Annotated in this window: 14 protein-coding genes; all 14 read left to right on the top strand. The window is 32.9% G+C overall.

Going from position 1 to position 12,466, the window contains the following annotated elements; genetic code table 11:
- Positions 1–346 precede the first annotated feature (346 nt).
- The 14 genes from EHQ31_RS18730 to EHQ31_RS18665 all read left to right on the top strand — a co-directional run bounded on the left by EHQ31_RS18730 (position 347) and on the right by EHQ31_RS18665 (position 12,374).
- Positions 347–943, top strand: a complete 597-nt coding sequence (locus EHQ31_RS18730; protein ID WP_135571137.1) for a hypothetical protein — start codon at positions 347–349, stop codon at positions 941–943.
- Between the two features lie 239 nt (positions 944–1,182).
- On the top strand, positions 1,183–1,725 hold the full coding sequence (locus tag EHQ31_RS18725) for a hypothetical protein (protein WP_135571135.1): 543 nt from the start codon (positions 1,183–1,185) through the stop codon (positions 1,723–1,725).
- A gap of 253 nt (positions 1,726–1,978) precedes the next feature.
- Entirely contained in the window at positions 1,979–2,812 is an 834-nt protein-coding gene (locus EHQ31_RS18720) for a hypothetical protein (protein ID WP_135571133.1), read from the top strand.
- Positions 2,813–3,338: 526 nt separating this feature from the next.
- Positions 3,339–4,148 carry a hypothetical protein gene (locus EHQ31_RS18710; protein ID WP_135571129.1) on the top strand — a complete coding sequence of 270 codons (810 nt, stop codon included), beginning with the start codon at positions 3,339–3,341 and terminating at the stop codon, positions 4,146–4,148.
- Positions 4,149–4,353: 205 nt separating this feature from the next.
- Complete coding sequence (locus EHQ31_RS18705; protein WP_167481677.1) at positions 4,354–5,115, top strand: TPM domain-containing protein; 762 nt, start codon at positions 4,354–4,356, stop codon at positions 5,113–5,115.
- Positions 5,116–5,337: 222 nt separating this feature from the next.
- A complete protein-coding gene (locus tag EHQ31_RS18700) occupies positions 5,338–6,108 on the top strand; it encodes a putative signal transducing protein (protein WP_135571125.1) in 771 nt (256 codons plus the stop codon).
- A 277-nt stretch (positions 6,109–6,385) separates the two neighbouring features.
- Positions 6,386–7,081, top strand: coding sequence for a DUF2971 domain-containing protein (locus EHQ31_RS18695; RefSeq protein ID WP_135571123.1), 696 nt, complete (start codon positions 6,386–6,388; stop codon positions 7,079–7,081).
- A 518-nt stretch (positions 7,082–7,599) separates the two neighbouring features.
- Positions 7,600–7,962 (top strand): hypothetical protein, encoded by a 363-nt coding sequence (locus EHQ31_RS18690; protein ID WP_135571122.1) that lies wholly within the window; start codon positions 7,600–7,602, stop codon positions 7,960–7,962.
- A 210-nt stretch (positions 7,963–8,172) separates the two neighbouring features.
- Positions 8,173–9,093, top strand: a complete 921-nt coding sequence (locus EHQ31_RS18685; RefSeq protein WP_135571120.1) for a HEPN domain-containing protein — start codon at positions 8,173–8,175, stop codon at positions 9,091–9,093.
- Between the two features lie 447 nt (positions 9,094–9,540).
- Positions 9,541–10,113, top strand: a complete 573-nt coding sequence (locus EHQ31_RS18680; RefSeq protein ID WP_244247486.1) for a hypothetical protein — start codon at positions 9,541–9,543, stop codon at positions 10,111–10,113.
- Between the two features lie 254 nt (positions 10,114–10,367).
- Positions 10,368–10,679: a type II toxin-antitoxin system MqsR family toxin gene (locus EHQ31_RS18675; protein ID WP_135571118.1), complete on the top strand. Its 312-nt coding sequence runs from the start codon at positions 10,368–10,370 to the stop codon at positions 10,677–10,679.
- Entirely contained in the window at positions 10,676–11,065 is a 390-nt protein-coding gene (locus tag EHQ31_RS18670) for a type II toxin-antitoxin system MqsA family antitoxin (protein ID WP_135571116.1), read from the top strand. Before EHQ31_RS18675 ends, EHQ31_RS18670 begins: the two co-directional genes overlap by 4 nt.
- Before the next feature lie 504 nt (positions 11,066–11,569).
- Entirely contained in the window at positions 11,570–11,944 is a 375-nt protein-coding gene (locus EHQ31_RS18850; protein ID WP_167481676.1) for a hypothetical protein, read from the top strand.
- A complete protein-coding gene (locus EHQ31_RS18665; RefSeq protein ID WP_167481675.1) occupies positions 11,886–12,374 on the top strand; it encodes an RES family NAD+ phosphorylase in 489 nt (162 codons plus the stop codon). Before EHQ31_RS18850 ends, EHQ31_RS18665 begins: the two co-directional genes overlap by 59 nt.
- Positions 12,375–12,466: the final 92 nt, after the last annotated feature.

The raw sequence follows: 12,466 nt of genomic DNA, 5'->3' as shown, positions 1-12,466 counted from the left end.
CTTTTCTCTCAAGTAGAAAATTCCATACTGTTAAATCGCCACTACGCATAACAGCGCCTTAACGCTTCGCTTCGGGACTGTCGCCCTCGCTCGGGCTACGCCACATTCCTCTCCGTCACGTTTCTTGCCTAAGCAAGAAATCGTGCCGACGCTAACGCCTCTTCCAGAGGCTCGGCTACGAGGAACGTCGTCAAGGCTAGTTCGTTATGCGTAATGCCATAAATCTAAAAAGAAAACAGAAATCTATCTTTCGAGAGAATTTTATTTATATCGAAGGTATTCCAATAAAATTTCCTTTTTGAAGAAATTTAGAAAAAAACAAAAAAAGTAACTAGAACAATTCTATATGAACGATGATTTTACATTAGACAAACTTGACAAAAGCATTCGGAGATTGATTCAAAGAGGATCCGAATTTAACAAAACAAATGAATTTATTTCAATTCCCGAAAAAATTCCTACAAATTTGCATAAAATTATCAACTCTCCTGAATTTATTCAATCTAAAGAAAAATTTAATAATTGGTTTCTCCAAATAATAAAAGAAAACAAAATTCCATATGAAATAAACGGACTTTATTTTGGTTTATTTGAAACAACTTTTAAAAAAATATTTAAACGTAAGCAAACAATAGCTATTCACCTAATAGGTTCTTTTTCATGGGATCAAAATGATTCCGATTGGGCCTGCGATGAAGACTTTGTTCCAGAGAAAAAGTTTATATATTTAGAAATAATGGAAGAAATTTACAATAATGAAAATATCAACATTTACACTAAATGCTTTCTTGCTCTTGCTATCATGTTCTTATATTTAAAAGAATTTTTTGAAACCCAAAATAATATAAAATTCATTACAAATAATAGCTTATACATAGCAACTGGTTTTGACGATGGAGATCTTTATAATCTTTTTAAAGTCGAAACGCAAAATAATTTATAAAATAATGGCACTACGCATAACAGCGGCGAATCGCTGCGCTTCGGCACTTGCGGCCTCGCTTGGTCTGCGACACATAGGCTTCTGGCACTCCCCTTGCTTACGCAAGCGTCGTTCCAGTCCCTAACGTCCCGTTACCGGGACTCAGGGTCAGCCTACGTCGATTAGCCTAGTTCGTTATGCGCAAGATGAACAATACAAATTAGACTAAATAAATAATTTTTAACAAAAAGGATAAAAAAATGACAAAAAAGATAATCGCAATTTTCGTAATACTTCTATTTACAAAATGCGAATATATAGTTCCAAAAGAAAAGCATTGGGATAGTTATAATAAAAAATTCGTACAATACGATCTAGAGGAATGGGAAGCAAAACTCGATCAAAGAAGGCGCGAATTGAAAACCAATAAAATTCCATTGATGGTTAGAGTTGCTGGGTCTTATCCAAATTCTGCTGGCGGTGTAGATTCGAATATCTACTTCGAGAATCTGACATCTAAATCGATAAAATATGTCAATATTACCTCTCGTCCATTTAACAGAGTCGGAGATCTACAAAAATGTAGCATTCGCTCCTATTCTTCTTTTACCGTGCAATCAACTGGACCGTTCAAACCTGGTGATATACATTCAGGAACAGTTGACAGCGCCTGGTATAATCATTCAATACACTGTCTTCAATTAGTTAGTGTAGAAATAATATATATGGACAACAAAAGGGAAATCTTAAGAAAACCTAGTTTATTTAGTCACCCATATCAATCAAAATGTCCAGATATTTAAATCGATCTTTCAACATTCACAATTTTTTCAAAAATTAACTATTGCTCATCCTGCGCATAACAGCGGCAAATCGCTGCGCTTCGGCACTTGCGGCCTCGCTTGGTCTGCGACACATAGGCTTCTGGCACTCCCCTTGCCTACGCAAGTGTCGTGGCCAGTCCCTAACGTCCCGTTGGGACTCAGGGTCAGCCTACGTCGATTAGCCTAGTTCGTTATGCGACATTTATTAAAATTTAACACTTAGAAAAAAAAAATGGAAATCGGAAATTCAATAATTAAACTTTCTCAATTTATGTTCATATTTTTATTAATAAGCCAATTCCAAATAATTGGTGATTGGAAAAAGATTAAAGAATTCTCTATACTTTTACTTTTCATAAAAATTTCAGATGTTTTAATTAATGCTTTCTTTAAAATTATAAATTTCTGGCCTTATATATGGCATTTTGATCAAAGTTACATTAATTCTATAAATACTATTCTATTTTCTTGGTATGGATTCGCAGATTTTGGAAAAATTGGCATGTGGACAGTTTTATTCTCTTTTCCAAAATTCAATTTAATCTCTGATTTTCTGAGTATAATATTAGTTATTAAATATTTTAAATTTAAATCATTGAACAATAATGAACTTCCCCAAAACCAATTTATATATCCAATTTTAGTTTTTGCATTAATCTTAAATATCGGTTTTTTTCTTTCTGACTCAGAAATATCTTCATATTCGACAAAGTTTAACATTCCTCTCTTGACTAAAGAAATTCTATCAGAAAATGGATCCTCTATTGTATGGAATATTTCATCCTTCTATATTTTATTCTTTGCAGCAGGAATCATTAGTTATTATTTCTACTTAAGCAAAAAATCATCTAAAATTAATTTGTTTAAATATTACTTTCTTTCCTATCTAGTTTTCATATTCTTTATTGAATTTCTTAAAAACGAAATCCCTTATATTGCCACATTTACAAATAACCTAAATTCTCATGATAAGACTATGCAAAATTCTTGGTCAGGATTTTCTTTCTCTCAAATACAATCATTATTAATTGGAATCTTACTTTTATTCAAAAGTTATAAAAAATAAACGTCGCATAACAGCGTCTACTCACTGCGCTTCGGCACTTACGGCCTCGCTTGGCCTGCGGCACATTCCTCTCCGTCACGCTTCTCGCTCCGCAAGAAGACGCGCCGACGCTAACGCCTACTTCGTAGGCTCAGCTACGAGGAACGTCGAGTAGACTAGTTCGTTAGTTGCAATGTGCAGATTTTCGTTCTCGCCATGTTCGTTTTTTCTCGCTTTTTTTCCATTAAGCAAAGATCTATACAAAAGTATAATCTAGTCGGTCTCACTTGTTTAAGATCTCATTTACTGATTTACATTGCTCTGTCTGTTAATGTTTTCTGGTGGACTTCCAGTTCTTTTTTATAGTTAATTTTTACTCGAACGGCACACTGCAACTAACAGCGTCTTAACGCTTCGCTTCGGGTCTCACGCCCTCGCTCGGCCTACGGCAAATTTCCCGCATTCCCTAACGCCTACTACGTAGGCTCAGGGCGGGAAACTTCGTCAAGACTAGTTCGTTATGCGTAATTATTTTAAAGGAATTCTAATGAAATTATCAACAATATTCATCATCACACTTTCAATACTAATCCCAAGTGGACTTTTCACATTTTACATGAAGAATACTAGATCATTTCAAGGAGTCACAATAAATTTTTATGTTAATCAAGAATTAGACAAAGAAAACAATAAGAATATTGTAATATCAGAAGAAAGCATAAAAAAGTTAGAGAATACTTTAAAACAATCAAACGCTATTCCCTCAGAAGAAAGATTATTGGTAATCTACGAAAGAGAAAGAGAACATTACATTCTACTTATTTCAATATTAACAATTATACTAACAATAGTTTCAACTTATTTTATATTTTCTAGATTTGTAGAAAAAGAAGAGTATGTAGAAATACGTGCTACAGCAAATGAAATGAATAATAAATATGAAAAGATATTAAATGAGTTAAAATTCAATTTAATAGTTCAAGACATTATAATCAAAACAGATCTTTTCAATAAAAACTTAACTTTAATCAATGATGAGACTATGACGATTGTAAAAAATACATCGGATTTCGAAAAATATGTTTTTGACCAATTTAATGAAATATTCGAAGGCCTTGAATTATACTCTCACAGTAGCAGTTTTCCGACTATTTATGCACCAACGATTAACTACATTGCAGCGACAATCAAACACGGATATGCAAAACAATTCTTAACAGAAGACGAAAGTAATATACCTAACGGAGCATTCTTTAAAAATCAAATTAATCACATCAAAATTCTATTTGGAAAAAGTAAATATTCCGAATTTAGAAATTATATTAATCTAGCAATACCAAACTTAAAATTGCCTTAGCAAAATAACTACGCATAACAGCAACTAACCGCTTCGCTTCGGGACTTACGCCCTCGCTCGGTCTGCGACACATAGGCTTCTGGCACTCCTCTTGCCTGCGCAAGTGTCGTGGCCAGTCCCTAACGTCCCGTTGGGACTCAGGGCCAGCCTACGTCGGTTAGTCTAGTTCGTTATGCGAAATTCAATAAAATTAAAGGTAAAAAAAATGAAAAAAACAATATTAATATTACTACTCCTAGGTTTACAATTTTGTACAAAGCAAATTAAAAACAAAATTGAAATAAATAATTACGTTGATGACAGAACCAATTCATTAAGTGAAAGATACACTGTAAATACTAGTAGTAAACTTAAAAATTTTGCGAACAAAACGACTGTACAAATTGTAATTCTAATTATTGATTCTATCGGAGATAACAATATAAATTCTTTTACAAATGAAATATCAAATCAAAATGGTATAGGTCAAAAATATGCAAACAATGGAATTTTAATTTTCTTATCTAAAAATGATAAAAAAGTTAGAATCAATATTGGCTCAGGTATGGAATGGATTATCAGTGATAATCTTGCAGGAACTATTATCAAAGAAATGATTCCATTTTTAAAGGTGGGAAACTATGAAAAAGCACTGGACGTCGCATTAAACAAAATCATTCCATTAACGGAATCAGTTTCCTGGAATATTTCAAAAAAGCAATTAACACAAATCACAAAGTCTGACTTGAGTTCTATTTTCCAATTCAAAGGAATAAAAACGAGCAAAGCTTCTACTGAAGATATAAAATATGAAAACCAGAGTAACGAATTCTTAATAATTAAAACCAATAACGGCATAAAATTAAATTTATTAGTAACAGTACACCAATTTCCATCTTATTTGATTGAAGAAAAAGAAGAAAAGCTAATTACGGCTAGACTAATAGATCTAAATCCTCTTACTTTTCAACTTTTAGACGTTGAATGAATAATATTGAACTTCGCATAACAGCGTGGAAACGCTGCGCTTCGGCACTTACGGCCTCGCTTGGGCTGTGCCACATTCCTCTCCGTCACGCTTTCTTGCGCTCGCAAGAAGCGCGCCGACGCTAACGCCTACTTCGTAGGCTCAGCTACGAGGAACGTCGTCTCCACTAGTTCGTTATACGCCATTTTTAAAAAATACTTATTAAAAAAAGGAATTATTTAGATGAAATTAGTTTTTACTTCAATCGACTATACAAAAATAAAAATTATAGAAGCGTCACTAAAATCTCAAAATATAAGAGCAATTACAAAGGGAGAAGACTTAGATGTTTTAAATGGAATAATTCCAAGACATTCCAATTTAATTGAAGTTTACGTTCCAGATGAAGAGTTTGAGAAAGCCTTATCTATAATTGATATCGGAAATCTTCCGGAAGAACAATTTGAAGAAGATGATATTAAACATATAAAACAACATCATTATGAAAGTTTAAAAGAATTATCATTAAAGAAAGACAAAATAGCACTTTTAAACTTATTATGTGGAATTTTAATTGTTTCAAATATTTTCTTTCTAATTCTCTTTATTACCCAAATCGATAAAAACATGAAATTGAAAAATTCCATTACTAATTCTTCAGTTGTGTATGATTTTGATTACGATAAAAAATGCATTCGCGGTCTTAGTAAAATTGATCAAATATTAGTGTCAGAAGAATGTTACATAGATGATTCAGAAATTCGAAAAACCGCTAAGTATTATAATTTAGAAGGAATTTTGAAATTAGAATATTTAAATCCATATAACCTCGAGTTTTTTACGATAGAAATTTCATATGATAGATTAGGAAAGAAAATAAGTGAATTTACCGATTTTGATCATGATGATAATTATGATGAATGGATTTTGTATGATAACAAAGAGAATATTCTAAAAAAATACAAAGATTTAAACAAAGACTTTAGGTTTGACGAATCCGAAAGAGTATACTAGCTACCTCAAAATCTAAATTACCGAAAAAATAATTAAATTTTGTTATTCTCCCTCTACCAATTTATTATAAAAAACGGCGTATAACAGCGACTAACCGCTTCGCTTCGGGACTTGCGCCCTCGCTCGGTCTGCGACACATAGGCTTCTGGCACTCCCCTTGCCTGCGCAAGTGTCGTGGCCAGTCCCTAACGTCCCGTCGGGACTCAGGGCCAGCCTACGTCGGTTAGTCTAGTTCGTTATGCGAAACGATTTTACAATCCGATTGATATATAAACTAATGAAAAGAAAAACAAACAATACACAAGAACAAAGAAAAAAGAAAGTAAAGGCATTTAAATTTAAATCGTCTTTGCAATTTGACCATATTTTAGATATAATTATAAACAAAAGATTATATTGTTCAGACTGGCTGAAATTAAATGATCCAATGGAAGGCCAATTTGCCTACAGCTATAACAACGAAGTAAAGAAAGTAAGCGAAATAATTAATGGAATTGTAGATAAAAAAAAACAATATAAAGTATGCTCACTATCATCAATCTACAATTCACATTTACTATGGGCACATTATGCAAATGGATTTGATGGCGTAGCAATTGAAGTTGAGTTAAATGAAAATAAATATATTCAAAGAGTAAATTACGGGGGCGTTTTCGCAGGAATAAATTTAAATAATAATATGGAGACTGATGAAATAGCTAGAACAATACTATTTTCAAAGTATATTGAATGGAATTACGAAAAAGAAATCCGAATTCTCTGTCATCAAGAATATTACTATGATTTAAAAATAAAACGCGTAATAGCTGGTACTCGAATTAACAAAATTCTATGCGATACGTTGAACTTTATCTGCCACAATCTAGGAATTCCTTTTTCTAAAATTGGCATAGGAGATGAGGGAATGGATATTGATTTTGTTAATCCTATAAAAAATTTCAAAACGATTCTCGAAGCAGAAGATAATTTCTAACAGTAAATCGCTTCGCATAACAGCGACTAACCGCTTCGCTTCGGGACTTACGCCCTCGCTCGGTCTGCGACACATAGGCTTCTGGCACTCCCCTTGTATGCGCAAGTGTCGCGCCAATCCCTAACGTCCCGTTCGGGACTCAGGGCCAGCCTACGTCGGTTAGTCTAGTTCGTTATGCGTAATGCCATAAAAATATATTAAAGAAAAGGAAGAAAATACTGAGTTTAAAAGAAATTTCCATAAGTTCAGAAAATCACAATGCTAAACAAAAAGAATTTTATTCCGAAACACACTGTGTTAGTGAGTTATATTGGTCATCACTAAAAGATAACTTAAAAACTGGGGAAATAAAAAAATGTGTTATTAAGGCAAATGCAAATATAAAAGATCGGACATTTGAACACAATTTAATAGGTAATGACGTAATCACTACTGAACTTCAATTTAATTTTGAATTATATAATAGTTCAACTCAATTTGAAAAAAAGAAAATGCTACTTGATTTCATCCATGAAGGAATGTTAAAACTAGCAAAAAAAGAAGATTGGGATATTAAACAACTAGTTCAAGCATATAGTAATTGTATACAGAAGAATATCACTTACCACTTCTTTATAAAAAATAAAAAAGTATTATCTCCAAATAAAAAATTTAAAATTGCATTATGGTGTGAATGGGATTTAGATTTTGTAAAACTATATTGGACATTATTTGATAAATTCGAAAATGAAATTTCTAGAAAACTTATTACAAAAAATGAACCCCATTTCGGGGAATTTGTCTATTACCTTTCATGGAAATGGATAAATGATAAAACGATTATCATTGAAAACAAATATAAGTATAGCAAAAATGAAAATTGGATAATTTCAATTTCTTAAAAAGAAATATTACATAAACATGGCACTGCATATAACAACGCCTTAACGCTTCGCTTCGGCACTTACGGCCTCGCTCGGTCTCCGACACATAGGCTTCTGGCACTCCCCTTGCCTACGCAAGTGTCGTGGCCAGTCCCTAACGTCCCGTCGGGACTCAGGGCCAGCCTACGTCATTAAGTCTAGTTCGTTATACGACATATGGATAATCAAATGGAATATCAGTCAAAAGTATATATTTTCGCTCCTATAATCAATGCTAGTTCCGAAATATTAAAGGCAAATAAATTTCTCAATATCGAAATTCACCAATTGGATCATAGAACGGGCGAGAAAATGTTATATGATTTATACAAAAGAGACAGATTCTATGAATTTGGATATTTTCTATTTAGAACAGGTGAAAAATTTTATTACCTTACTCAGGAACTAGATTTACCAGAATTAGAAATAAATGACTTAAATTTTCCAACCAACAATCCTCTTTGGCCAAATGCATATTTACAAAGATCCAAAATTCAGATAAATAATTTGGAATTTAAAAAGAAAATTCTCAATACATTCTCAAGAGGGAGTATAAAGTTCCCAGAATTTAATCTTGTAATAAAAAATCCAGTAAATCAAAGCCTAAATATCATAGCCACAATAGGAAATCAGGCAATAGGAAACTTAAACGGATTATTTGAAATAGACAATTGGGATCAACTATATTCATTAGAAAATATAAAAACTTCCAATCTTCATGACTATATAAACATCGCAATTGATCATCTTGATAAATCATTCACAAATAGTGATTATTTCTCTTTCTTATCAATCTTAATTGCTTTCGAAGTTCTTTTCAACAATGGAAAAGATCAAATTAGATATACTATTTCTAGAAACGTAGCAGTAATGCTTGGTGAAAATATCGAGGAATCAAAAGAAATTTTCAAAAATATGAAATTTGCATACGATATTCGCTCTGCACTTGTACATAATGGAAAATATAAAGAGGAAGATGTCGAAAAATATTTACCAATCCTGGAACTATATTTGAAAAAAACTTTGAAATATTTATTAATTAATAAAATATCTAAAGATGAATTAATAGAAAAATTAACTCAATTAGGATTCGGCAATAGTTTGGTATAGCATCCATACGTCGTATAACAACGGGGAAACGCTGCGCTTCGGCACTTGCGGCCTCGCTTGGGCTGTGCCACATTCCCTTTCTGTCACTCGTTTGCATCCGCAAACTCCGTGCCAGTCCCTAACGTCCCGTTGGGACTCAGGGTCAGGGAACGTCGTCTCCCCTAGTTCGTTATGCGAAAGATGTTAAAATTTATGAAACAAAAACTATAAACATTAATATTAATCCTTCTACCGTCCATACTGAGTACTCAGTATATTGAAAATGAACAAAAGGAGTTTAAACCAGAATGGAAAACTGGAGATATCCTAACAGTTTTTTCGCCAAATGGATTATATTTGTACAAAGAAATATGTAATCAATTTGATCCTGATGATTGCGAAAATCATATTATTAAATACTTACCATGAAATACTAAGATTGTATTCAAAGAAATAGCTAATACGGATATGCAAAATTACTTTGGAATCAATGCTCCAATGGTAAAAGTCTCAGTGGATAATACTTTAGGCTTTGTCTTTTCTGGATTACTGAGTAAATTACCAACTATTCCAATGATTTGTAATAATTTTCAAAATTATGTAGAATCAAATTATGGAAAAATTATAAAAAAGAAAGAGGAAAACTGGTGTATTTCTGAATACGGTGAACACTGTGGAAAAACACTCAAATCATTTTACAATAAAGATATTGTTTATGCGACTTCTACTTCGTCCGGAATTAACGGAAAAGATATCCGAACAAAATCTATAATTAATTTAAACGTATCCTTACATGAAGCTTTTCTGATCGCCTTGAATTGTAGTAGTAGTGAAATTAAAAACTATCAATTTGACAAATTTGAAAGAGATGCTATTGGCTGGCATCTCGAATCCAATAATCTCACAATTTGTGAGTACGATAAAAACAGTGATAAACCACTAAAGTCCGTTTACTATCAATTGCGTTTTTCATACAACGAAAATAGGCAATCTGAAATAACAATTACACGAAATATAAATTATTCTGATAATTGCAAATAACTACATCCTTCGCATAACAGCGTGGAAACGCTGCGCTTCGGCACTTATGGCCTCGCTTGGCCTGCGGCACATTCCTCTCCGTCACGCTTTCTTGCGCTCGCAAGAAGCGCGCCGACGCTAACGCCTACTACGTAGGCTCAGCTACGAGGAACGTCGTCTCCACTAGTTCGTTATGCGCAAGACCGTAAAAATTAATTTTAAAATACAAACTTTAAACAGTTGACATTGTCTACTAATTAAGGACAATAACAAATGTGGAAAAACGTGTCTGTCATTATCCGCTTAAAAAGATCAAAGAACTGATAATCGAGGGAAAATTTTCTATTACAAAAAATGCTCAAAAGACGGCTATTGAACAATTTGGATATGGTGAGACTGAAATTATTAATGAAGTTCTCAATTTACATAATTCAGACTTTTTTAAATCAATGACTTCTCATAATAATCATTTGCTCTGGCACGATGTTTACAAAAAAGAAAGCAATAATTATAAACTTTATATTAAAATCCAAATTTCGAACAGTAATACTTTAGTTATTTCTTTTAAAGGAGATGAAAACATATGAAAGATAAAAAATGGATCGATTGTCCTGTCTGTGGTGAAACAAATTCTATGGTTTTCAAAACTGATGTCTCTGAAAATTTCAATATTAAAGATTATGGAAACCTTAAAATAAATCACATAGAAGGTTACTATTGCAAAAATTGCAAAGACGGAATTCTTACAAGAAAATCTCAGAATCACATTAATGCTGCAATTGCTGAATTTAAAGCTAAAAAAGATGCAGAGGTTACCGTTGCTGCGGATCTCATTAGTGTTGATGAAATGGCAAAGAAGTTAAAATTGTCTCGCCAATCTATTCATAAAATGATGAACATTGGAAAAATCAGATATGTTTTCGTTGGCGATATTAGATTGCCTTTAAAAAACCAAAAAGTCTCTCATAAATAACGGTCCAGCGCATAACAGCGTCTACTCACTGCGTTTCGGCACTTACGGCCTCACTTGGGCTGCGCCACATTTCCCTTCTGTCACTCGCTCGCATACGCAAGCTACGTGCCAGTCCCTAACGTCCCGTTCCGGGACTCAGGGTCGGGAAACGTCGAGTAGACTAGTTCGTTATACGTCATTATGAGGAATTATATGTGGTATTTATGTGATCAATGTGTTAAACATTCGGAATTGAAAATCTATATCAAAGACACAAGCAGGCTGGGAAGAAAGTGCGTAATTTGTGGCTCAAAAAACAATCAATCCGTCCCATTTTCAAATAATCGACTTTTACAAAATCTCTTTAGATCAATTGTAAGACTAAATTATTCTCAGAAAGAAATCAGGAACGATTATCAACTAATAAAATATTTAACTGAGCCTAACAATCTACTGACACACTATAAAGTTGTAACAGAACCAAACCACTATCAAAAAAGAAAATTTTTTGGAAAATGGTCAGATATGCCACTGCGAGCAATTACAGGAATTGAAAATAAAGATAATGATATTAAAATATTTTTACCTACTCCGACTGAACAAAGCCCAATATTCAATTATGCATTAAAGGAACACTCAATAGACTGGGTAAAGCTAAATCAAGCGTTCATAAAAAATGCCTACACAGAATTTAATAAAATCTTTAATTCTATGCTTTTCCCTTATATAGAAAAACTCGAAATAACTTTAAAAAAAGATGAACTATTCTTTAGAGCTAGATTGGGATATGATAAATCAAGAACCAACCCAACTAGCTTTAAAAAATTTCCATATGACGGAAATGAAATATACTCTCCACCGGCAAAAAAACGCGACTCAAGGAAAATTCAACAAACATAAAGTTTCAATTTTCTATGGAGCGACAAACCTAGATACAGTAATTTCAGAAATGAGGCCTCATCCTGGGCACCATGTATCAATCGCCCAATTTAAAACAAAAAAAAATTTAAAAATTATTGATCTAACTTCGTTCAAATTAGAAAATTTTTGTAATTCTGATAAAGAATTATGGTCATACAATTTCTTATCTCATTTGCAAAATTTTATAAATACGCCTATTTTACCAGAAGAGAAAAAAAGCTTATATAAGTTTACGATTGCAATAGCCGAATATTTTAATCAAAATAGTTATTCAGGATTACTATACAAAAGCTCAATATCAAACGGAAACAATGTTGCCCTATTTGATAAACAAGTCACATTAATTCCTGGCTCGGCAGAATTATATAAAATTAGCAGTGTCACCTTCAAAAAAGAAAAAGTAATTTAGAACAATCATAACGACGTATAACAGCACCTTAACGCTTCGCTTCGGCACTTACGGCCTCGCTCGGTCTGCGACACATAGGCTTCTGGCACTCC

It is taken from the genome of Leptospira montravelensis (assembly GCF_004770045.1).
GTDB lineage: Bacteria > Spirochaetota > Leptospiria > Leptospirales > Leptospiraceae > Leptospira_A > Leptospira_A montravelensis.
The sequence above is the reverse complement of the archived record's forward strand: the minus strand, read 5'-3'. Positions and strand labels throughout refer to the sequence as shown.

What these genes read in the sequence shown, in the direction of transcription:
- EHQ31_RS18720 (WP_135571133.1), top strand. Translation starts at nt 1,979, where the DNA reads ATGGAAATCGGAAATTCAATAATTAAACTTTCTCAATTTATGTTCATA.
- EHQ31_RS18700 (WP_135571125.1), top strand. Translation starts at nt 5,338, where the DNA reads ATGAAATTAGTTTTTACTTCAATCGACTATACAAAAATAAAAATTATA.
- EHQ31_RS18685 (WP_135571120.1), top strand. Translation starts at nt 8,173, where the DNA reads ATGGAATATCAGTCAAAAGTATATATTTTCGCTCCTATAATCAATGCT.
- EHQ31_RS18680 (WP_244247486.1), top strand. Translation starts at nt 9,541, where the DNA reads ATGCAAAATTACTTTGGAATCAATGCTCCAATGGTAAAAGTCTCAGTG.
- EHQ31_RS18695 (WP_135571123.1), top strand. Translation starts at nt 6,386, where the DNA reads ATGAAAAGAAAAACAAACAATACACAAGAACAAAGAAAAAAGAAAGTA.
- EHQ31_RS18665 (WP_167481675.1), top strand. Translation starts at nt 11,886, where the DNA reads ATGAAATATACTCTCCACCGGCAAAAAAACGCGACTCAAGGAAAATTC.
- EHQ31_RS18670 (WP_135571116.1), top strand. Translation starts at nt 10,676, where the DNA reads ATGAAAGATAAAAAATGGATCGATTGTCCTGTCTGTGGTGAAACAAAT.
- EHQ31_RS18850 (WP_167481676.1), top strand. Translation starts at nt 11,570, where the DNA reads ATGCCACTGCGAGCAATTACAGGAATTGAAAATAAAGATAATGATATT.
- EHQ31_RS18725 (WP_135571135.1), top strand. Translation starts at nt 1,183, where the DNA reads ATGACAAAAAAGATAATCGCAATTTTCGTAATACTTCTATTTACAAAA.
- EHQ31_RS18710 (WP_135571129.1), top strand. Translation starts at nt 3,339, where the DNA reads ATGAAATTATCAACAATATTCATCATCACACTTTCAATACTAATCCCA.
- EHQ31_RS18705 (WP_167481677.1), top strand. Translation starts at nt 4,354, where the DNA reads ATGAAAAAAACAATATTAATATTACTACTCCTAGGTTTACAATTTTGT.
- EHQ31_RS18690 (WP_135571122.1), top strand. Translation starts at nt 7,600, where the DNA reads ATGTTAAAACTAGCAAAAAAAGAAGATTGGGATATTAAACAACTAGTT.
- EHQ31_RS18730 (WP_135571137.1), top strand. Translation starts at nt 347, where the DNA reads ATGAACGATGATTTTACATTAGACAAACTTGACAAAAGCATTCGGAGA.